Below are 20,651 nucleotides of genomic sequence, written 5' to 3'. Positions count from 1 at the left end.
ACTTCAATTCGGGAGTTGGAGCCAGCGATGCCTTTGCCATCCATGAAAGATCAGTTCGCTGCACTGATCGCTGCACCGTCCGTCAGTTGCACCCAGGCGAGTCTCGATCAATCCAATCGTCCGGTGATCGACCTGCTGGCTGCCTGGCTCGGCGACCTTGGATTTGCTTGCGACATCCAGCAGGTCAGCCCCGGCAAATTCAATCTGCTGGCCAGTTTCGGCAGCGGCCCCGGTGGTCTGGTGCTCGCCGGTCATAGCGACACAGTGCCGTTCGATGGCGCGCTGTGGCAGACCGATCCGCTGAAGCTCACCGAAGTCGACGGCCGTTGGGTCGGCCTGGGCAGTTGCGACATGAAGGGCTTTTTCGCCCTGGCCATCGAAGCGGTGAAGCCGCTGCTTGATCAACCGTTCAAACAGCCGTTGTTGATCCTTGCCACCTGTGATGAAGAAAGCTCGATGTCCGGTGCCCGGGCGCTGGCTGAAGCGGGGCGCCCTTTGGGACGGGCAGCGGTGATCGGCGAACCGACCGGACTCAAACCGATCCGCATGCACAAGGGCATCATGATGGAGCGCATCAATATCCTTGGGCAGAGCGGTCATTCCTCAGACCCTCGCCTGGGCCATAGCGCCCTGGAGGCCATGCACGATGCCATCGGCGAACTGCGCGGCTTGCGCTTGCTGTGGCAGCGTGAATTTCGCAACCCGCAGTTCAGCGTGCCGACCCCGACCCTGAATCTCGGTTGCATCCATGGTGGCGACAACCCGAACCGCATCTGCGGCCAGTGTTCGCTCGAATTCGACCTGCGACCCTTGCCGGGCATGGACCCCAAGGCGCTACGTGCGGAGATTTTGCAGAGGCTCAGGCCGGTCGCCGAGCGGCATCAGGTCAAGATCGATTACGCGCCTCTGTTCCCCGAAGTGCCGCCGTTCGAGCAGGCCGAGGACGCGGAGCTGGTGCGAATCGCCGAAAAGCTGACCGGCCATCGTGCCGAAGCGGTGGCGTTCGGCACCGAAGCGCCTTATCTTCAGCGACTTGGCTGTGAAACACTGGTGCTCGGCCCTGGCGATATCGCCTGCGCCCACCAACCGGGGGAATTCCTCGAAATGTCACGTTTGCAGCCTACGGTGCATCTATTACGTCAGTTGATTGAACATTACTGCCTGACACCGGCACCGGTGAGTTGATTGCGATCAATGTGGGCGCGAGCCTGCTCGCTTGCACAGGGTTTGTGCCTGGCCCAAAAGGCCGTATAAATTGCCGGTATCCCAACCCGTATTCATGAGGAGAGCGCGCGTGTCGCCAAGCCTGTTCCGACGATAACCATCAGCCCGCTGTGCGTTTTCTGTTTCGCCCTTTTTTCGGCTGCTATTTATTACAGGCCCAGGTTCATGCCCGAATACGTCAATTGGCTTCGTCACGCTTCGCCTTACATCAACGCCCACCGCGATTGCACCTTTGTCGTCATGCTTCCCGGCGACGGTGTTGAGCACTCCAACTTCGGCAATATCGTCCATGACCTGGTGCTTTTGCACAGCCTGGGTGTGCGGCTGGTGCTGGTACACGGCTCCCGTCCGCAAATCGAAGCGCGTCTTGCCGCCCGTGGTCTGACCCCGCATTACCACCACGGTATGCGCATCACCGATGCCGCGACCCTGGAGTGCGTGATCGACGCCGTTGGCCAACTGCGCATCGCCATTGAAGCACGGCTGTCGATGGACATGGCTTCCTCACCCATGCAGGGCTCGCGCCTGCGGGTGGCCAGCGGAAACCTGGTGACCGCACGACCGATCGGTGTGCTTGAAGGCGTCGACTATCACCACACCGGCGAAGTGCGCCGGGTCGACCGCAAGGGCATCAACCGCCTGCTGGACGAGCGTTCCATCGTGCTGCTGTCGCCATTGGGTTACTCGCCGACCGGCGAAATCTTCAACCTCGCCTGTGAAGACGTCGCCACCCGCGCCGCCATCGACCTGGGCGCGGACAAACTGCTGCTGTTCGGTGCTGAAGAAGGCTTGATCGATGAACACGGGCGACTGGTGCGTGAGTTGCGTCCGCAACAGGTGCCAGCGCATCTGCAACGTCTGGGCAGCAACTATCAGGCGGAGCTGCTCGATGCCGCGGCTGAAGCCTGCCGGGGCGGCGTGGCCCGCAGCCACATCGTCAGCTATGCCGAGGATGGCGCGCTGCTGACCGAACTGTTCACCCGCGACGGTGGCGGTACGCTGGTGGCCCAGGAACAGTTCGAAGTGGTGCGCGAAGCGGCCATTGAAGACGTCGGTGGATTGCTGGATTTGATCAGCCCGCTGGAAGAGCAGGGCATTCTGGTGCGGCGTTCCCGTGAAGTGCTGGAGCGCGAGATCGAGCAGTTCAGCGTGGTCGAGCGTGAAGGCATGATCATCGCCTGTGCGGCGTTGTATCAGATTGCCGATTCGGATGCCGGTGAGCTGGCGTGTCTGGCGGTGAACCCGGAGTACCGTCATGGCGGTCGCGGCGATGAACTGCTGGAACGCATCGAAACCCGCGCCCGGGCTCAGGGATTGAAAACCTTGTTTGTCCTTACCACTCGCACGGCCCATTGGTTCCGCGAGCGTGGGTTCGCGCCGAGCAGCGTCGAACGCCTGCCGTCAGCGCGGGCGTCGCTGTACAACTATCAGCGTAACTCGAAGATCTTCGAAAAAGCCCTCTGATCGCCCCACTCACTGCAGGAGCGAGCAAGCTCGTTCCTGCAAGTCCTCCGAAAAATAAAATCGCCGATACATAAACTGTAACAAATGGGCTGGATAGTGCGCGTTTGGTCGGCAGGGCGTTGGCCATTTCGACAGCAATTGTTGCAGGTTTGTGTCAAAGCCGGATCGATCTATAGACCGTTTGTTGAATACCCTTTAGGAATTAGCTAATCAACCGCCGCTCTATTCTGGGCAATCGCCGGAGGGAGAGCTTAATTCCTAAACGGTATGAGAAAAGAATCCATCCATTCTTTTCAGGTTCATGACGAACTCATGACCCTGCATGGACCAAAAATCTGGGTATTAGACTATGGTCGTAGACACACATGGTTACGATTGACTTGTGAGTCACCGTCCGGCGCTAATCGCGCATCTTAGGATTTCGGGCAATGGACCCGGGACCAGGACTACAAGAATTAGAGACGAGAGGAGCTTAACAATGAACAAGTCCACCTTGGCCCTGGCCGTGGCCGTAGGGGTTTTGGCGCAGCAGGCAGGCGCCGCGGGTTTCATCGAAGACAGCAAGGCTTCCATCAGTTCGCGCACCATGTATTACAACGACGATAACCGTGACGGTGGCGCAGATCAGCGCGAGACCGCTCAGGGCTTCAAATTCGATTACCTGTCTGGATTCACTCAGGGTGTCGTCGGTTTCGGTTTCGACGCCCAGGCACTGGTGGGTATCCATCTGGACGGTGGCAAGGGACACCACCCGGACGCCAACACCTTCTTCCCAAGCGACACTGACGGTTCGGCAGTGCACGAGTGGAGCCGTGTGGGGGGGAACGTCAAGGCACGCTTCTCGAAGACCGAAGCCCACTACGGTAGCGCTCTGCAGCCAAACATGCCGATCCTGGTAGCGAACGACAGCCGTCTGCTGCCACAGACCTTTGAAGGCGGCACCATCACCTCCAAGGAAATCGACAACGTCACCTTCAACGTCGGTCAGTTGGAGCATTCGGCCGGTCGCGCCTCGTCGAACTCCACTGGCCTGGCTGTGGCTGGCGGTACCGAGGAGAGCAACAAGTTCCGTTACGCCGGTGCTGACTGGAAGGTCACCAAAGACCTGATGCTGCAGTACTACTACGCGAACCTGGAAGACTACTACAAGCAGAACTTCCTCGGCCTGGTGCACGTTTACCCGATCAGTGCCAATCAGTCTTTCAAGACCGATGTTCGCTACTTCGACAGCAGTTCCGACGGCAAGAACGGTGACGCCGGTTATCGTTTCAACAACAACGGTGGTTTCGCCAAGACCCCGGGCGAGGTCGATAACAAGACCTGGAGCGCCATGTTCACCTACACCCTGGGTGGCAACGCCTTCCTGCTCGGTCATCAACGCGTCAACGATGACGGCGGCTTCGTTTACTTGAACCAGGGCAACGTAGTTGATAGCAACGGTCGCCCTGAGGGCAACGGTGGTACCAGCTTCTACCTGTTCACCGATGCCATGATCAATGGCTTTGTTCGTGCCGGTGAAAACACCACCTTCGGCCAATACACTTACGACTTCGCGGCCGCGGGTGTGCCAGGTCTGAAAGCGTCCGTGGCTTACCTGAAAGGCGAAAACATCAAGTCCGCCACCGGTGGCAGCGATGCGTCCGAGTGGGAGCGCGACATGCGGGTGGACTACACCATCCAGCAGGGCACGCTCAAAGGCCTGGGCGCAACGGTGCGTCATGGCGTCTACCGTGGCGACGCAGCCGGCCTGCCCGACAAGGATCAGACCCGTCTGATCTTCAACTACACCTACGCCTTCAAATAAGCTGTAGCAAAAAAGCCTCGTCCGCGGACGAGGCTTTTTTTCGGGTCGATTTTCTTATTCCATAAATATCGATGCTGATGATTTTTTATTCTTTTTAGATTTTATCCTGAACACCTACAGTAGGCCCACCTGACACATCAGGCCCCGCGCTACCTGCTTCAGTCCTCCAATAAATAACACTTCAGGAATGGGTTTTTGAGCCGATACCGATGTCCCGGCTCAGGCAACTGCTGCGAACTCATATTCCATTACGATATGAATAACGATTCGCTGATTCTTTTTAGATTTATGAACAGGTATCCTGCGCGGCCCAAATTCAAGGATCCAGGGCGTTCGACCCCGGACCAGCAATATAAAAAATTAGAAACGATAGGAGCGAAACACATGAACAAGTCCACTCTGGCCATGGCTGTGGCCGTAGGGGTTCTGGCGCAGCAAGCAAGTGCCGCCGGTTTCATCGAAGACAGCAAGGCTACTTTGGGGCTGCGTAACTTCTACATCAACCAGGACTTCCGTGACGGGAGTGCCGAGCCGAACAAGAACGAAGAATGGGGCCAGGGTTTCGATCTGCGTTTCACTTCCGGCTACACCCAAGGCACTGTCGGCTTTGGTGTTGATGCGATCGGTCTGCTGGGCGTGCGTCTGGATTCGGGCGGCGGCACCAACGGCGCGACTTCGACTTCTTACGGCGGTACTGTATTCCCAAGCAAATCCAACGGCGAAGCAGTTGATAACTTCTCCAGCCTGGGCCTGACAGCCAAGGCCAAGATTTCCCAGACTGAGCTGAAGCTCGGTACTTTGCAGCCGAAACTGCCGGTGATCGTGACCAACGACGGTCGTCTGCTGCCACAAACCTTCCAGGGTGGCCAGATCACCTCGGGCGATATCAAAGACCTGACGCTGATCGGTGGCCAGATTGAGCACGTCAAAGGTCGTAACTCCAGCAACAATGAACAGCTGTCTATCGGCGGTGCGAACGCACGCGTAGCCAATAGCAACAAGTTCATCTACGCCGGTGGTGACTATAAAATCACCAAGGACCTGACGGCCCAGTATTACTACGGCAACCTGGAGGAGTTCTACAAGCAGCACTTCCTGGGCCTGGTGCACAGTTGGGCGATTGGCCCGGGCGTGCTGAAGTCTGACTTGCGTTACTTCAACAGCTCCGACGATGGGGCTAATGCCAACACTTCCGCCTACTTCAGTAACGGTAACTACAACGGCGCGCCTAGCGGTAAAGGCAAGGTCGACAACAACCTGTACAGCGGCCTGTTCCTGTACACCGTTGAAGGTCACACCTTCGGTGGTGGTTATCAGGTCAGCAACGGCAGCAGCGACTTCCCGTTTCTGAACCAGGGTGATGGCTCGTCGGCCTACATCATTACTGACATGCAAATCCAGAAGTTCGCCCGTGCCGGCGAGAAAACCTGGCAAGCACGCTACTCGTTCGACTTCGCCAAAGTCGGCGTTCCTGGCCTGACGGCGGGCGTGATCTACCTGCGCGGTGATGATATCGATACCGTCAACGCGGCCGGTCGACAAGCAGCTAACGGTGCTTCCGAGTGGGAACGCGACCTGACCGTGGGCTACGTCGTCCAGTCGGGCCCGCTGAAGAACCTCGGCCTGCAGTGGAGAAACGCCATGTGGCGTACCGACCTGCCAAACACTCGCTCGCAGGACGAAAACCGCCTGATCGTCAGCTACTCGATTCCGCTGTTGTAATACTGTGGGAGCGAGCCTGCTCGCGAAGCAGTGTGTCATTCAGCTGATGTGCGGCTGATACGACGCTTTCGCGAGCAGGCTCGCTCCCACAGTGGGGTAACGATGCAAAAAAAAGCCGGGCTCACCCCCGTAAACCCGCCTTGAAGTTCCCCCTCTTTTGCAGCAACTCAAGGCCTTCTCGAACCTTGTGGCCGATGTTCAACGGGATGTGAAGTCACGTCCAGTGAACAGATCTTTAATATTTCTATTTGGTCTAAATAAATCGATATTTATTCTTTTTAATAGATAAAAAACGTAGGCACAGTTGAGCTCAACCCGCACTCATCAAGGAGCAGCAGCATGAGCATCAGACTGGGCGATATCGCCCCCGACTTCGAACAGGATTCCAGCGCCGGCACCATCCGTTTCCATCAGTGGCTGGGCGATAGCTGGGGCGTGCTGTTTTCCCATCCGGCGGACTTCACGCCGGTGTGCACCACCGAGCTCGGCTTCACGGCCAAATTGAAAGATGAATTCGCCAAGCGTGGGGTCAAGGCCATTGCGCTATCTGTCGACCCGGTGGATTCGCACCACCGCTGGATCGAAGATATCAACGAAACCCAGAACACCGTCGTTAATTTCCCGATCCTCGACGACGCCGACCGCAAGGTCTCGGACCTCTACGACCTGATCCATCCCAACGCCAACGACACCCTGACTGTGCGCTCGCTGTTTGTAATCGACCCGAACAAGAAGGTGCGGCTGACCATCACCTACCCGGCGAGCACCGGCCGCAACTTCCACGAGATCCTGCGGGTGATCGACTCGCTGCAGCTCACCGACAACTACAAGGTGGCCACCCCGGCCAACTGGCAGGACGGTGATGAGGTGGTCATCGTGCCGTCGCTCAAGGATGAAGAAGACATCAAGCAGCGCTTTCCCAAGGGGTATCGCGCCGTCAAGCCTTACCTGCGCCTGACGCCGCAACCAAACCGTTGAGTCATTGAGCCTTATGGTGTGGCGGATGCCGCGGTCAACTGTGGGAGCGAGCCTGCTCGCGAAGACGATGGACCAGGCGCCGCAAGTTTCAAGGTGAATTGAATCCATGAAGCAGGGGATTTCAGGCCGTTTCGACGGCCTTTTTTTGTCTGGTAAAACCTGACTGGCATATCTCTTAAATGCATAACCAAATGAATAAATATGATTTATGGATATATAAATGAGCTGTTAAGGTCACTCCATCGAAGCGAGATCGCAAACCGCGAATCGCCAACACCGTTCAAGGAATTGTCTGAATGCTGGTCGTCTCACTCGGTGGCAGTCCCAGCCAACGCTCCCGTTCCGGGGTGCTGCTGGAGCGCTCCCAACGTTGGTTGCAAGGGCAAGGCGTGGAAGTGGTGAGTTACCAGGTGCGGGACTTCCCGGCCGAAGACTTGCTGCACGCGCGCTTCGACAGCCCGAAGGTGATCGATCTCCTGCAACAGATTGAAAACGCCGATGGCCTGCTGATCGCCACCCCGGTCTACAAAGCCTCTTTTTCCGGTGCGTTGAAAACCGTGCTGGACCTGCTGCCCGAGCGCGCTCTGGCGCACAAAGTGGTTCTACCAATGGCGACGGGAGGCAGCATCGCCCACATGCTGGCGGTGGATTACGCACTCAAGCCAGTGTTGTCGGCGTTGAAAGCCCAGGAACTGCTACAGGGGATTTTCGCGGTCGACAGCCAGATTGCTTATGGCGAAGGCAGCGCCCAGGCGCAGTTGGCTCCCGAACTGGAAGAGCGGCTGAATGAATCGCTGGAATTGTTTTTGAGTGCCATGGCGCAACGGCCCAAGCCGCTCGATCCGAATCTGTTGAATGATCGTTTGTTGAGTGCTCGCTGGAGCATTTGAGTTTCACCGAAAATAAGCCCCACCCAAAATTGATGTACTGGCCTTACTCGCCCGCCAACGGGCAAGCAGGTGCAGCCAACACCCAACAGCAAAAAGGAGAGCGCCATGCGCCCTGTCATTTTGCGTCGTGGTCTGGTCGCTCTGTTTGCTGCGGCTGTCACCTTCGGCGCCATTACCCAAGCTCAGGCCGAGACGTTACGCATCGGCTATCAGAAATACGGCACCCTGGTGCTGCTCAAAGCCAAAGGCACCCTGGAAAAACGCCTCGCCGCCCAAGGTGTGGACGTGCAATGGACTGAATTCCCCGGCGGCCCGCAACTGCTCGAAGGCCTGAACGTCGGCTCCGTCGACTTCGGCGTGACCGGCGAAACACCGCCAGTGTTCGCTCAAGCGGCAGGCGCCGATCTGCTCTACGTCGCCTACGAACCACCAGCACCCCACAGCGAAGCGATCCTGGTGCCGAAAGGCTCGCCGATCAAATCGGTGGCCGAGCTCAAGGGCAAGAAAGTCGTCCTGAACAAAGGCTCCAACGTGCACTACCTGCTGGTTCGCGCACTGGAAGACGCCGGTCTCAAATACACCGATATCCAGACCGTGTTCTTGCCGCCGGCCGATGCGCGCGCCGCATTCGAGCGTGGCAGCGTCGACGCCTGGGTGATCTGGGACCCGTACCAGGCTGCCGCCGAACAGCAACTGCAAGCGCGCACCCTGCGCGATGGTCAAGGCATCGTGGATAACCATCAGTTCTACCTGGCGACCAAGCCTTACGCACAGAAAAATCCTGAGGTGATCAAGACCCTCGTGGAAGAAGTGCGTGCGGTTGGCGAATGGTCCAAGGCCAATCCTGAAGACGTGACCCAACAGGTTTCACCACTGCTCGGCTTGCCGGCGGACATCACCCTGACCTCGGTGAAACGCCAGGGCTACGGCGCGTTGTTCCTCACCCCGGAAGTGGTCTCCGCCCAACAGAAAATCGCCGACAGCTTCTATCAGCTCAAGCTGATTCCGAAGCCGTTGAGCATCAAAGACGTGATCTGGACGCCGCCGGTGGCCGTTGCCAAAGCTCAGTAACCACGCCTCAGTAACCAAAGCCCAGTCACTCGATTCCCCAAGGAGACCACTCCATGAGCCTCAATATCTTCTGGTTCCTGCCTACCCACGGCGACGGCCATTACCTTGGCACCGCCGAAGGCGCTCGCGCCGTTGACCACGGTTACCTGCAACAGGTCGCGCAAGCGGCTGATCGCCTGGGCTTCGGTGGGGTGCTGATTCCTACCGGTCGTTCCTGCGAAGACTCGTGGCTGGTAGCGGCATCGCTGATTACGGTGACCCAGCGTTTGAAATTCCTTGTCGCCCTGCGCCCCGGGATCATTTCCCCGACGGTGGCCGCGCGTCAGGCGGCGACGCTGGATCGGTTGTCTGGCGGGCGAGCATTGTTCAACCTGGTAACGGGTGGTGATCCGGAAGAATTGGCCGGTGATGGCCTCTTCCTGACTCATGAGGAGCGCTATCAGGCCTCGGTGGAGTTCACCCGTATCTGGCGTCGGGTGCTGGAAGGCGAAACCGTCGATTACGACGGTCAGCACATCAGCGTGAAGGGCGCCAAGCTGCTTTATCCGCCGATCCAGCAGCCGCGTCCGCCGCTGTACTTCGGCGGTTCCTCCGAAGCGGCGCAGGACTTGGCGGCAGAGCAGGTGGAAATGGTCCTGACCTGGGGCGAACCACCGGCGGCCGTGGCGGAAAAAATCGAGCAGGTGCGGGCCAAAGCCACGAAGCTCGGGCGCACCGTTCGCTTCGGTATTCGTCTGCATGTGATCGTTCGTGAAACCAATGCTGAAGCCTGGCAAGCGGCGGATCGCCTGATCTCCCACCTGGACGACGACACCATTGCGCGCGCCCAGGCTTCGCTGGCGCGTTTCGATTCGGTCGGCCAGCAACGCATGGCCGCGCTGCACGGCGGCAGTCGCGACAACCTGGAAGTCAGCCCCAACCTGTGGGCCGGTGTCGGTCTGGTGCGTGGCGGTGCCGGTACGGCGCTGGTGGGCGATGGTCCGACCGTGGCCGCTCGCGTGAAGGAGTACGCGGACCTGGGCATCGACACCTTTATCTTCTCCGGTTATCCACACCTGGAAGAGTCATATCGCGTCGCGGAGCTGCTGTTCCCGCACCTGGATATCGAACGTCCCGAGTTGCCGAAAAGCGCCGGCTACGTCAGCCCGTTTGGCGAGATGGTGGCCAACGATATTCTTCCCAAAGCCGCGTCCCAGAGCTGAGGCGCGCCATGAAGAAAATCATCCACAGCCTCGCGCCCTGGGCGTTGCCGGTATTGCTGTTGGCGGTATGGCAGTTGTCTGTGTCGGCGGGCTGGTTGTCCACGCGGATTCTGCCGGCGCCCATTGCCGTGATCGAAGCCGGTGTAAGCCTGGTGCGCAGCGGTGAAATCTGGACGCATCTGGCCATCAGCGGCTGGCGTGCGGCGCTGGGCTTTGCCATCGGCGGCGGCCTCGGCCTGACCCTGGGCTTTATCACCGGCCTGTCGAAATGGGGAGAACGCTTGCTCGACAGTTCGGTGCAAATGATCCGCAACGTGCCGCACCTGGCGCTGATTCCACTGGTGATCCTGTGGTTCGGCATCGACGAGTCGGCGAAGGTTTTCCTGGTGGCGCTGGGCACGTTGTTCCCGATCTACCTCAACACCTATCACGGCATCCGCAACGTCGACCCGGCGCTGGTGGAGATGTCCCGCAGTTACGGTTTGTCCGGCTTCAGTCTGTTCCGCCAAGTGATCCTGCCGGGTGCGCTGCCTTCGATTCTGGTCGGTGTGCGCTTCGCCCTGGGCTTCATGTGGTTGACGCTGATCGTCGCGGAAACCATTTCCGCCAGATCCGGCATCGGTTATCTGGCGATGAATGCCCGGGAATTCTTGCAGACCGACGTGGTGGTGCTGGCGATTCTGATGTACGCGGTGCTCGGCAAGCTCGCCGATCTCGCGGCCCGTGGACTTGAGCGTGTGTGGCTGCGTTGGCACCCGGCCTATCAAGTCGTTAAAGGAGGTGCCGCATGACGGCTCAGCAACCTCCACGCCTGCTGCGCGGGATACCGCTGGCAGTGCGCAAATTGCAAAAAATCTTCGGTTCGCGGCAGGTGTTGCGCGAGATCGACCTGCATATTCCGGCGGGCCAATTCGTCGCGGTGGTTGGTCGTAGCGGTTGCGGTAAAAGCACCTTGCTGCGCTTGTTGGCCGGTCTCGATCAGCCTACGGGTGGTGAGTTGCTGGCCGGTTCCGCACCGCTGAGTGAGGCGCGGGAAGACACCCGGTTGATGTTCCAGGAAGCGCGTCTGCTGCCGTGGAAAAAGATCATCGATAACGTCGGCCTCGGGCTCAAGGGCAACTGGCGACCAAAGGCACTGCAAGCCCTGGAAGCGGTCGGTCTGGCGGACCGTGCCAACGAGTGGCCGGCGGCCTTGTCCGGTGGGCAGAAGCAGCGTGTGGCGCTGGCCCGTGCGTTGATCCATCAACCGCGCCTGCTGTTACTCGATGAGCCCTTGGGCGCGTTGGATGCCCTGACTCGTATCGAAATGCAGCAACTGATTGAACGGCTCTGGCAGCAGCACGGCTTCACTGTGTTGCTGGTGACCCACGACGTCAGTGAAGCGGTGGCGATTGCCGACAGGGTGATCCTGATCGAAGACGGCGAAGTCGGCCTCGACCTGCACGTGGAACTGCCGCGCCCTCGGGTCCGCGGTTCCCATCGGCTGGCGGCGCTGGAAACCGAAGTCCTCAATCGCGTGCTGTCACTGCCCGGACAACCGCCGGAACCGGAACCTGTTTCACCCTTGCCTACGCAGTTGCGTTGGGCTCAATAACTCAAGCCTTATCCACGACAGGAATCAACATCATGACTATCAAAGCCATCAACGTCCGCAACCAATTCAAAGGCTCCATCAAGGAAATCGTCCTCGGTGACGTGCTGTCGGAAATCGATGTGCAGACCGCTTCCGGCATCGTCACCTCCGTGATCACCACCCGCTCGGTAAAAGAGCTGGAACTGGCCGTGGGCAGTGAAGTGATCGCGTTCGTGAAATCCACCGAGGTGTCGATCGCCAAGTTGTAAGACGGTGCGTAAACGACAACCCCGAAGGGTTTGAGCCCTTCGGGGTTTTTTATGCGCGTGAATCAGTCGGCTCGGTGGTGTGGCCTTCGCGAGCAGGCTCGCTCCCACAAATGGAATGCATTCCCCTGTGAGGGCGAGCCTGCTCGCGAAGAAGCCAGTGAAGCCAATAAAAAGTCAGGCGGGGATAACGCGCTTCGGCAAGTAGGGCGGCAAATACAGCCCCAGATACGCATCAAACACCCGCATCCCTTCCTCGGCCATGCGCGCCGTGATCTGCCCGTGTTGCTGCACCGAGCGTGCATATACCCGGTCGCCGAGCTCCATGGCCAGGGCAAACACATCGACGTCGTTCGGCAATTTCGGTAGCTCGAAGTGGTGATCGAACAGCTTGTGCATCAGGTCGCCCAGTTCGATGTCGTGCTGGCGATCGGCCTGGGTGACTTCGGTGAGGCCATGCTGGGCGAGGATCAGTTGGCGGGCGGCGGCGTCTTCGCTGTAGATCGCCAGCATGCGTTGTTCCACCAATCGCGACAGATCACGCCAGCCGCCCAAGGCGTGGTGGTCGATGGGCGCTTGCAGACAGGCACGGAACGCCGCGTGGACGTCGGCCGTCAGTGCTTCGAGCAGGGCCGGGACGCTGGCAAAAAAGTGATAGACGGAAGAGGGCGGAATCTCGGCGCGCTCGGCGACACTGTAGATCGACAGACTGGCCACGCCTTCGGCCGCCAGCAGCGTGCGCGCCGCATCGAGTATCGAGTCGATCCGGGCCTGGCTGCGTGCACGGGGTTTGCGAACGGTGGCGGTGCGCGTCATTGGAGTCTCCTGCGGGGCAGCGGGCATTGTACGAGCAGGTCACTTCGTTGTCTGCCAGGATGCCTTCACGAGCAGGCTCGCTCCCACAGGGGGTTGCCGGTGTACTCGGAAATCAAGTCCACTGGAGATTAACTGTGGGAGCGGGCTTGCCCGCGATCCGCCGCAGGCGGCCATAAAAAAACGCCGCAGGCCTTATCAGCCAACGGCGTTTTTTCGCTACAACCGCTTAAACGGTATGCAGGTACCAGTTGTACTCAAGGTCGGAGATGGAGTGTTCGAACTCCTCCAGCTCACTCTCTTTGCACGCGACGAAGATATCGATGTATTTCGGATCGATGTACTTGGCCATGACTTCGCTGTCGTCCAGCTCACGCAAGGCATCGCGCAGGTTGTTCGGCAGGCTTTGCTCGTTCTGCTCGTAGCTGTTGCCTTCCACCGGAGCGCTCGGTTCGATCTTGTTGACCAGACCGTGGTGCACGCCCGCCAGGACCGAAGCCATCAGCAGGTACGGGTTGGCATCGGCGCCGGCGACACGGTGTTCGATACGTACGGCATCGGCGGAGCCGGTCGGCACGCGAATCGCCACGGTGCGGTTGTCCAGGCCCCAGCATGGAGAGTTCGGTACGTAGAACTGCGCGCCGAAACGACGGTAGGAGTTGACGTTCGGGCAGAGAAAAGCCATCTGCGCCGGTAGGGTCTCGAGCACACCGCCGATCGCGTGACGCAGCGCGGCGTTCTGCTCGGGATCCTCACTGGCAAAAATATTCTTGCCGTCTTTGTCGAGAATCGAGATATGGACGTGCAGACCGTTACCCGCCTGGCCTGGGTAAGGCTTGGCCATGAAGGTGGTGTCCATCTCATGGTCGTAGGCGATGTTCTTGATCAGACGCTTGAGCAGGACCGCGTAGTCGCAGGCCTTGATCGGGTCGGCCACATGGTGCAGGTTCACTTCGAACTGCGCCGGGGCACTTTCCTTGACGATGGCGTCGGCCGGGATGCCTTGCTCTTTCGCGCCTTCCAGAATGTCCTGGAGGCAGTCGACGTATTCGTCGAGGTCGTCGATCAGGTAGACCTGGGTCGAGTGCGGGCGTTTACCGGAAACCGGCGAACGAGGCGGCTGCGGACGACCGTTCACGTTCTCCTGGTCGATCAGGTAGAACTCCAGTTCGAACGCGGCGCAGATGGTCAGGCCCATTTCGTCGAACTTGCGCACGACATTGGCCAGCACTTCGCGCGGGTCGGCGAAGAACGGCTCGCCTTCGAGTTCGTGCATGGTCATCAACAGTTGCGCGGTCGGGCGCTTCTGCCAGGGTTCATTGCACAGGGTATCGGGGATTGGATAGCAGATTCGGTCAGCATCACCGATGTCCAGGCCCAAGCCGGTGCTTTCCACCGTCGAGCCATTGATATCCAGAGCAAATAGAGAGGCCGGCAGGTTGATGCCTTTCTCGTAAACCTTGTGGAGGCTGGTGCGTTCGATGCGCTTGCCGCGCACCACACCATTCATATCCGCAATCAGAAGGTCAACGTACAGAACCTCAGGATGTTCCTTAAGGAACGCGTTCGCTTCGTTAAGCTGAACGGCACGCGGGGGTACCGACATGATGCAACACCTTTGTTGTTAAAAATATCAATCATTGATCTTTTCAGATTCCAGTCAACCCGAACGGCCTGCCGAAGTCAAGCGAGGCCTTTTTTGCCCTAAAAAAGCGCCGTGACGGCATTTATGGGGCAGTTTGGGGCGTTTTTTTATCCATGGGGGACGCGACACCCGCAGGCTTGAGCAGACCGTGTTGTATTTTTTACGGGGGTGTTGTGTAAAAAAATGAACAAGGCTAAGCTCGAATCAAACCCATAACAGCAATAATACCGGGGTGCTTCATGTCTCGCCTGCCGTTAATCGGCGTCACCGACTGCTCCAGGCAGAACGGTCTGCATGCTTATCACATCAGTGGCGATATCTGCTTCAGCGTTGAGGCTCCAGAGGCTTCGGACCTGTCGGTGATCCTCGCTTCCCTGGCGGATCGAGCCTCCCCGTCCGTTATTCTGGACGGCCTCGATGGCACACCCATTACGGTTACTCCATTCAATATAGAACCTATTCACAATAGCGGCTCGCCCTTCGTGCAGGGTACCGCTCGCGATTCTGCACGCCCGTTGTTGACCGGGGTGTCCAGAAAATCACGATAGCCTTTGCCATACACGTATTTCAACGCGACGCCGACGCGTCAAACATCGCCTGACTCGCAAGGGTCGGGAAACTCAAAGCCTAGAGGCATTTATGAGTAACAACCTCGACCAGCTCACCGATTGGTTGAAAGACCACAAGATCACAGAAGTCGAATGCATGATCGCCGACTTGACCGGGATTACCCGGGGCAAGATTTCGCCGACCAACAAATTCATCGCCGAAAAAGGCATGCGTCTGCCAGAAAGCGTGCTGTTGCAGACCGTGACCGGCGATTACGTCGAAGACGACATCTATTACGAACTGCTCGACCCGGCCGACATCGACATGATCTGCCGTCCCGACCAGAACGCCGTGTACCCGGTGCCATGGGCCATCGAGCCGACCGCCATCGTCATCCACGATACCTACGACAAGCAAGGCAACCCGATCGAGCTGTCGCCGCGCAACGTGCTCAAGAAAGTCCTGAAACTCTATGCCGACAAGGGCTGGCAGCCGATCGTGGCGCCGGAAATGGAGTTCTACCTGACCAAGCGCAGTGACGACCCGGACTATCCATTGCAACCACCGATCGGCCGCTCCGGGCGCCCGGAAATCGGTCGCCAGTCGTTCTCCATCGAAGCGGCGAACGAATTCGATCCGCTGTTCGAAGATGTCTACGATTGGTGTGAATTGCAGGAGCTGGACCTCGACACGCTGATCCACGAGGACGGCACGGCTCAGATGGAAATCAACTTCCGTCACGGTGATGCCCTGTCCCTGGCCGACCAGATTCTGGTGTTCAAACGCACCATGCGCGAAGCCGCGCTCAAGCACGACGTGGCGGCGACCTTCATGGCCAAGCCCATGACCGGCGAGCCGGGCAGTGCGATGCACTTGCACCAGAGCATCATCGACATCGAAACCGGCAAGAACATCTTCTCCAATGAAGACGGGACCATGAGCCAGTTGTTCCTGCAGCATATCGGCGGTCTGCAGAAACTGATTCCCGAGCTGCTGCCGCTGTTTGCACCCAACGTCAACTCGTTCCGCCGCTTCCTGCCGGACACCTCGGCACCGGTGAACGTGGAATGGGGCGAAGAAAACCGCACCGTGGGCTTGCGGGTGCCGGATGCCGGACCGCAAAACCGTCGGGTGGAAAACCGCCTGCCGGGTGCCGATGCCAATCCGTACCTGGCGATCGCCGCGAGCCTGCTCTGCGGTTACATCGGCATGGTCGAAGGCCTGAACCCGAGTGCGCCGGTGGTGGGGCGTGGCTATGAACGCCGCAACCTGCGCCTGCCACTGACCATCGAGGATGCGCTGGAACGCATGGAAAACAGCGCCACCATCGAGAAGTACCTGGGCAAAAATTTCATCACTGGCTACGTCGCGGTCAAGCGAGCCGAGCATGAAAACTTCAAGCGCGTCATCAGCTCGTGGGAACGGGAGTTCCTGCTGTTTGCCGTCTGATGCGCCGGGCGCTGCCGTTGCCTGGCGGCGCTCTCACCTGGATTTTTTAGGAGATTCGTAATGACCAGCAACAATCCGCAAACCCGTGAATGGCAAACCCTGAGCAGCGATCACCACCTGGCCCCGTTCAGCGACTTCAAACAGCTGAAAGAGAAAGGCCCGCGGATCATCACCAACGCCAAGGGCGTCTACCTGTGGGACAGCGAAGGCAACAAGATCCTCGACGGTATGGCCGGCCTGTGGTGTGTGGCGATCGGTTACGGTCGTGATGAGCTGGCCGATGCCGCCAGCAAGCAAATGCGCGAGCTGCCGTATTACAACCTGTTTTTCCAGACCGCCCACCCGCCGGTGCTGGAATTGGCCAAGGCCATCGCCGACATCGCGCCAGAAGGCATGAATCACGTGTTCTTCACCGGCTCCGGTTCCGAAGGCAACGACACCATGCTGCGTATGGTTCGTCACTACTGGGCGATCAAGGGCCAGCCGAAGAAGAAAGTCATCATCAGCCGCAAGAACGGCTATCACGGTTCCACCGTGGCCGGCGCGAGTCTGGGCGGCATGACCTACATGCACGAACAGGGCGACTTGCCGATCCCGGGCATTGTCCATATTGCCCAGCCTTATTGGTTTGCCGAAGGCGGCAACATGACCCCGGAAGAATTCGGTGTCTGGGCGGCCAATCAACTGGAAGAGAAAATCCTGGAAATCGGCGTTGATAACGTCGGTGCCTTTATTGCCGAGCCGATCCAGGGCGCCGGTGGCGTGATCATTCCGCCAGACAGCTACTGGCCGCGCATCAAGGAAATCCTCGCCAAGTACGACATCCTGTTCGTGGCTGACGAAGTGATTTGTGGTTTCGGTCGTACCGGTGAGTGGTTCGGTAGCGATTTCTACGACCTCAAGCCCGACATGATGACCATCGCCAAAGGCCTGACCTCCGGCTACATCCCGATGGGTGGCCTGATCGTGCGTGATGAAGTGGTCGACGTGCTCAATGAAGGCGGTGACTTCAACCACGGTTTCACCTATTCCGGACACCCGGTGGCGGCGGCTGTGGGCCTGGAAAACATCCGTATCCTGCGCGACGAAAAAATTGTCGAGCGCGTCAAGGCAGAAACGGCACCGTATTTGCAGAAACGCCTGCGGGAACTGAACGATCACCCGTTGGTGGGCGAAGTTCGTGGGGTGGGTCTGTTGGGGGCCATTGAACTGGTTCAGGACAAGGCCACACGCAAGCGCTACGAAGGCAAGGGCGTCGGCATGATCTGCCGGCAGTTCTGCTTCGATAACGGGCTGATCATGCGTGCCGTGGGGGACACCATGATCATCGCGCCACCGCTGGTGATTACACCGGCGGAAATCGATGAGCTGGTGACCAAGGCACGCAAGTGCCTGGACCTGACGCTCAGTGCATTGAAGGGCTAAGTGCTAGGCTCTGAGCGGAAGCATGAAACTTTCGCTCGGGCAGTCATAAAGGGCGGCCTTTCCTTGAAAGACCGCCTCTGATCTTGCCAGACTAGCCGCGGTTCCAGTTGTCCGGGTTCGGCCGCTGAACAAAGTGGTTCAAAAAAGAAAAATTTGGAGCATTAACGCATGAAGGCATTAGGAAAAAAGCTTGCTGGCAAGACACTCCTCGCCATGTCCCTGATGGGCATTATGGCGGGTGCGGTTCAGGCGGACGACAAGGTGTTGCACGTCTATAACTGGTCCGACTACATCGCTCCGGATACCATCAAGAAATTCGAAACGGAATCTGGCATCAAAGTCGTTTACGACGTCTTCGACAGTAACGAAACGCTCGAAGCCAAATTGCTGGCAGGCAAGTCCGGTTATGACATCGTCGTACCGTCGAACAACTTCCTGGCCAAGCAGATCAAGGCCGGCGTCTACCAGAAGCTGGACAAGTCCAAGCTGCCTAACTGGAAAAACCTGAACACCGACCTGCTCAAGGCCGTATCGGTCAGCGACCCGGGCAACGAACACGCCTTCCCGTACATGTGGGGTTCGATCGGCATTGGTTTCAACGCCGAGAAGGTCAAGGCTGCACTGGGTGCCGATGCACCGACCAACTCCTGGGACCTGCTGTTCAAACCTGAAAACGCCGCGAAGTTGAAATCGTGCGGTATCAGTTTCCTCGACTCGCCAACCGAGATGATTCCGGTGGCGTTGCACTACCTGGGCTATCCAACCGACAGCCAGGACAAGAAACAACTGGCCGAAGCCGAAGCGCTGTTCCTGAAGATCCGTCCTTCGATTGGCTACTTCCACTCGTCCAAGTACATCTCCGACCTGGCTAACGGCAACATCTGCGTGGCCGTGGGTTACTCCGGTGACATCTACCAGGCCAAGGCGCGTGCCGCCGAAGCCGGCGACAAGGTGAAAGTCAGCTACAACATTCCGAAAGAAGGTGCCGGCAGTTTCTACGACATGGTCGCTATCCCTAAAGATGCCGAAAACGTCGAAGGCGCCTACAAGTTCATGACCTTCCTGCAGAAGCCGGAAATCATGGCTGAAATCACCAACGCCGTACGCTTCCCGAACGGTAACGCGGCGGCCACGCCTCTGGTCGAAAAAGAAATCACCGCCGACCCAGGCATCTACCCGCCGGCGGACGTGCTCGCCAAGCTGTACGCGATTGCCGACTTGCCGGCCGCGACCCAGCGGATCCTGACTCGCAGCTGGACCAAAATCAAATCGGGTAAATAATCCCGTTTGAGGCAACAACCTGTTGTCGTCGTCAGCGCGGCGGCGGCAACAGGATTAATTAAATGACAGAAAGTTTTGCTGGAACGGTTTTTCGAGGGTAAGTTGCGCGCCGGTTTTGTTGTCAGGCAGCCATGGCTGTCATGTAACACGGGGCAACTTGGGCCCAACTAATTTTAGAGGACCTCCACTTGCCTATTTCTTCTTTGTTGCGCAATGCCATGCTGTTCGGCGCCGGACTGACGCTTGCCGCCAGTGTCCAGGCCGCCGGCACCGTGCATATTTATAACTGGTCCGATTACATCGGCGAGACCACTCTGGCCGATTTTCAGAAAGAGACCGGTATCAAGCCGGTCTATGACGTGTTCGATTCCAACGAAACCCTGGAAGGCAAGTTGCTGGCCGGGCGTACCGGTTACGACGTGGTCGTGCCGTCCAACCACTTCCTTGGCAAGCAGATCAAGGCCGGTGCTTTCCAGAAGCTCGACAAGTCTCAATTGCCGAACTACAAGAACCTCGACCCTGTACTGCTCAAGCGCCTGGAACAGAACGATCCGGGTAACCTGTACGCCGTGCCGTATCTGTGGGGCACCAATGGCATCGGTTACAACGTCGACAAGGTCAAGGCGGTACTGGGCGTCGACAAGATCGACTCCTGGGCGGTGGTGTTCGAACCGGAGAACATCAAGAAGCTGCAAAGCTGCGGTGTGGCGTTCCTCGATTCCGCCGATGAAATGATGCCCGCGATCCTCAATTACATGGGCCTGAACGCCAACAGCACGAATCCTGAAGACTACAAAAAGGCCGAAGCCAAGTTGCTGGCAGTGCGGCCTTACGTAACTTACTTCCACTCGTCCAAGTACATCGCGGATCTGGCCAATGGTGATATCTGCGTGGCCATCGGTTTCTCCGGCGACATGTTCCAGGCCCGTAATCGCGCGACTGAAGCGAAGAAGGGCGTGAACATCGAATATTCGATTCCCAAGGAAGGCGGCGCGCTGTGGTTCGACATGCTGGCGATTCCAAAGGACTCGGCCAACGTGAAAGAGGCGCACGCGTTCATCAACTATTTGCTGAAACCTGAGGTGATCGCCCAGGTCAGTGATTACGTCGGCTACGCCAACCCTAACCCCGGGTCGGACTCACTGATGGAACAGTCCATTCGCACCGACGAAGCGGTTTATCCACCGCAAGCCGTGCTCGACAAGACTTACGTGTCCATCGAGCTGCCACCCAACATACAACGCTTGATGACCCGCAGCTGGACCAAGGTCAAGTCGGGTAAATAGCTTCAAGGC

18 protein-coding genes are annotated in these 20,651 nt (G+C 58.4%); 16 read left to right on the top strand and 2 right to left on the bottom strand.

Features of this window, described 5'->3' with window-relative positions; translation table 11 throughout:
- The first annotated feature begins 27 nt into the window (after nt 1-27).
- From argE to AC07ZE_RS28480, 11 genes are all read left to right on the top strand, one after another.
- On the top strand, nt 28-1,185 hold the full coding sequence (argE, locus tag AC07ZE_RS28530; protein WP_207267670.1) for an acetylornithine deacetylase: 1,158 nt from the start codon (nt 28-30) through the stop codon (nt 1,183-1,185).
- Between the two features lie 204 nt (nt 1,186-1,389).
- Nucleotides 1,390-2,688 (top strand): amino-acid N-acetyltransferase, encoded by a 1,299-nt coding sequence (gene argA / locus AC07ZE_RS28525; protein ID WP_095196287.1) that lies wholly within the window; start codon nt 1,390-1,392, stop codon nt 2,686-2,688.
- Nucleotides 2,689-3,166: 478 nt separating this feature from the next.
- Nucleotides 3,167-4,492, top strand: coding sequence for an OprD family porin (locus tag AC07ZE_RS28520; RefSeq protein ID WP_207267669.1), 1,326 nt, complete (start codon nt 3,167-3,169; stop codon nt 4,490-4,492).
- A gap of 384 nt (nt 4,493-4,876) precedes the next feature.
- On the top strand, nt 4,877-6,214 hold the full coding sequence (locus AC07ZE_RS28515; protein ID WP_207267668.1) for an OprD family porin: 1,338 nt from the start codon (nt 4,877-4,879) through the stop codon (nt 6,212-6,214).
- A 339-nt stretch (nt 6,215-6,553) separates the two neighbouring features.
- Entirely contained in the window at nt 6,554-7,192 is a 639-nt protein-coding gene (locus AC07ZE_RS28510) for a peroxiredoxin (RefSeq protein WP_207267667.1), read from the top strand.
- A gap of 296 nt (nt 7,193-7,488) precedes the next feature.
- A complete protein-coding gene (gene ssuE / locus AC07ZE_RS28505) occupies nt 7,489-8,082 on the top strand; it encodes an NADPH-dependent FMN reductase (protein ID WP_207267666.1) in 594 nt (197 codons plus the stop codon).
- A gap of 105 nt (nt 8,083-8,187) precedes the next feature.
- Nucleotides 8,188-9,153, top strand: coding sequence for a sulfonate ABC transporter substrate-binding protein (locus AC07ZE_RS28500; protein WP_207267665.1), 966 nt, complete (start codon nt 8,188-8,190; stop codon nt 9,151-9,153).
- 53 nt (nt 9,154-9,206) lie between these two features.
- Nucleotides 9,207-10,355, top strand: a complete 1,149-nt coding sequence (gene ssuD / locus AC07ZE_RS28495) for an FMNH2-dependent alkanesulfonate monooxygenase (RefSeq protein ID WP_207267664.1) — start codon at nt 9,207-9,209, stop codon at nt 10,353-10,355.
- An 8-nt stretch (nt 10,356-10,363) separates the two neighbouring features.
- Nucleotides 10,364-11,146, top strand: coding sequence for an aliphatic sulfonate ABC transporter permease SsuC (gene ssuC / locus AC07ZE_RS28490; RefSeq protein ID WP_207267663.1), 783 nt, complete (start codon nt 10,364-10,366; stop codon nt 11,144-11,146).
- Nucleotides 11,143-11,949, top strand: a complete 807-nt coding sequence (ssuB, locus tag AC07ZE_RS28485; RefSeq protein WP_207267662.1) for an aliphatic sulfonates ABC transporter ATP-binding protein — start codon at nt 11,143-11,145, stop codon at nt 11,947-11,949. The genes ssuC and ssuB overlap by 4 nt, the downstream gene beginning before the upstream one ends.
- 32 nt (nt 11,950-11,981) lie before the next feature.
- Nucleotides 11,982-12,197, top strand: coding sequence for a TOBE domain-containing protein (locus AC07ZE_RS28480; RefSeq protein WP_007967989.1), 216 nt, complete (start codon nt 11,982-11,984; stop codon nt 12,195-12,197).
- A gap of 174 nt (nt 12,198-12,371) precedes the next feature.
- Here the strand turns inward: AC07ZE_RS28480 and AC07ZE_RS28475 are convergent, their stop codons facing one another.
- Nucleotides 12,372-13,010, bottom strand: a complete 639-nt coding sequence (locus tag AC07ZE_RS28475) for a TetR/AcrR family transcriptional regulator (RefSeq protein ID WP_207267661.1) — start codon at nt 13,008-13,010, stop codon at nt 12,372-12,374.
- A 226-nt stretch (nt 13,011-13,236) separates the two neighbouring features.
- Nucleotides 13,237-14,613, bottom strand: a complete 1,377-nt coding sequence (locus AC07ZE_RS28470) for a glutamine synthetase family protein (RefSeq protein WP_207267660.1) — start codon at nt 14,611-14,613, stop codon at nt 13,237-13,239.
- Between the two features lie 278 nt (nt 14,614-14,891).
- Here AC07ZE_RS28470 and AC07ZE_RS28465 point away from each other — a divergent pair, with 278 nt between their 5' ends.
- From AC07ZE_RS28465 to AC07ZE_RS28445, 5 genes are all read left to right on the top strand, one after another.
- The gene (locus AC07ZE_RS28465; RefSeq protein WP_207267659.1) at nt 14,892-15,200 is read left to right on the top strand and encodes a glutamine amidotransferase; all 309 of its coding nucleotides are present in this window, start codon (nt 14,892-14,894) and stop codon (nt 15,198-15,200) included.
- Between the two features lie 91 nt (nt 15,201-15,291).
- Nucleotides 15,292-16,650 carry a glutamine synthetase family protein gene (locus tag AC07ZE_RS28460; RefSeq protein WP_095196299.1) on the top strand — a complete coding sequence of 453 codons (1,359 nt, stop codon included), beginning with the start codon at nt 15,292-15,294 and terminating at the stop codon, nt 16,648-16,650.
- Between the two features lie 60 nt (nt 16,651-16,710).
- The gene (locus AC07ZE_RS28455) at nt 16,711-18,075 is read left to right on the top strand and encodes an aspartate aminotransferase family protein (RefSeq protein WP_207267658.1); all 1,365 of its coding nucleotides are present in this window, start codon (nt 16,711-16,713) and stop codon (nt 18,073-18,075) included.
- 168 nt (nt 18,076-18,243) lie between these two features.
- Nucleotides 18,244-19,356 (top strand): polyamine ABC transporter substrate-binding protein, encoded by a 1,113-nt coding sequence (locus tag AC07ZE_RS28450; RefSeq protein ID WP_207267657.1) that lies wholly within the window; start codon nt 18,244-18,246, stop codon nt 19,354-19,356.
- A 188-nt stretch (nt 19,357-19,544) separates the two neighbouring features.
- Nucleotides 19,545-20,642, top strand: a complete 1,098-nt coding sequence (locus AC07ZE_RS28445; RefSeq protein WP_207267656.1) for a polyamine ABC transporter substrate-binding protein — start codon at nt 19,545-19,547, stop codon at nt 20,640-20,642.
- The last annotated feature ends 9 nt before the right edge of the window (nt 20,643-20,651 follow it).

The sequence above is a fragment of the Pseudomonas sp. GW101-3H06 genome (assembly GCF_059424605.1).
The sequence above is the reverse complement of the archived record's forward strand: the minus strand, read 5'-3'. Positions and strand labels throughout refer to the sequence as shown.

What these genes read in the sequence shown, in the direction of transcription:
- argE (WP_207267670.1), top strand. Translation starts at nt 28, where the DNA reads ATGCCTTTGCCATCCATGAAAGATCAGTTCGCTGCACTGATCGCTGCA.
- argA (WP_095196287.1), top strand. Translation starts at nt 1,390, where the DNA reads ATGCCCGAATACGTCAATTGGCTTCGTCACGCTTCGCCTTACATCAAC.
- AC07ZE_RS28520 (WP_207267669.1), top strand. Translation starts at nt 3,167, where the DNA reads ATGAACAAGTCCACCTTGGCCCTGGCCGTGGCCGTAGGGGTTTTGGCG.
- AC07ZE_RS28515 (WP_207267668.1), top strand. Translation starts at nt 4,877, where the DNA reads ATGAACAAGTCCACTCTGGCCATGGCTGTGGCCGTAGGGGTTCTGGCG.
- AC07ZE_RS28510 (WP_207267667.1), top strand. Translation starts at nt 6,554, where the DNA reads ATGAGCATCAGACTGGGCGATATCGCCCCCGACTTCGAACAGGATTCC.
- ssuE (WP_207267666.1), top strand. Translation starts at nt 7,489, where the DNA reads ATGCTGGTCGTCTCACTCGGTGGCAGTCCCAGCCAACGCTCCCGTTCC.
- AC07ZE_RS28500 (WP_207267665.1), top strand. Translation starts at nt 8,188, where the DNA reads ATGCGCCCTGTCATTTTGCGTCGTGGTCTGGTCGCTCTGTTTGCTGCG.
- ssuD (WP_207267664.1), top strand. Translation starts at nt 9,207, where the DNA reads ATGAGCCTCAATATCTTCTGGTTCCTGCCTACCCACGGCGACGGCCAT.
- ssuC (WP_207267663.1), top strand. Translation starts at nt 10,364, where the DNA reads ATGAAGAAAATCATCCACAGCCTCGCGCCCTGGGCGTTGCCGGTATTG.
- ssuB (WP_207267662.1), top strand. Translation starts at nt 11,143, where the DNA reads ATGACGGCTCAGCAACCTCCACGCCTGCTGCGCGGGATACCGCTGGCA.
- AC07ZE_RS28480 (WP_007967989.1), top strand. Translation starts at nt 11,982, where the DNA reads ATGACTATCAAAGCCATCAACGTCCGCAACCAATTCAAAGGCTCCATC.
- AC07ZE_RS28475 (WP_207267661.1), bottom strand. Translation starts at nt 13,010, where the DNA reads ATGACGCGCACCGCCACCGTTCGCAAACCCCGTGCACGCAGCCAGGCC.
- AC07ZE_RS28470 (WP_207267660.1), bottom strand. Translation starts at nt 14,613, where the DNA reads ATGTCGGTACCCCCGCGTGCCGTTCAGCTTAACGAAGCGAACGCGTTC.
- AC07ZE_RS28465 (WP_207267659.1), top strand. Translation starts at nt 14,892, where the DNA reads ATGTCTCGCCTGCCGTTAATCGGCGTCACCGACTGCTCCAGGCAGAAC.
- AC07ZE_RS28460 (WP_095196299.1), top strand. Translation starts at nt 15,292, where the DNA reads ATGAGTAACAACCTCGACCAGCTCACCGATTGGTTGAAAGACCACAAG.
- AC07ZE_RS28455 (WP_207267658.1), top strand. Translation starts at nt 16,711, where the DNA reads ATGACCAGCAACAATCCGCAAACCCGTGAATGGCAAACCCTGAGCAGC.
- AC07ZE_RS28450 (WP_207267657.1), top strand. Translation starts at nt 18,244, where the DNA reads ATGAAGGCATTAGGAAAAAAGCTTGCTGGCAAGACACTCCTCGCCATG.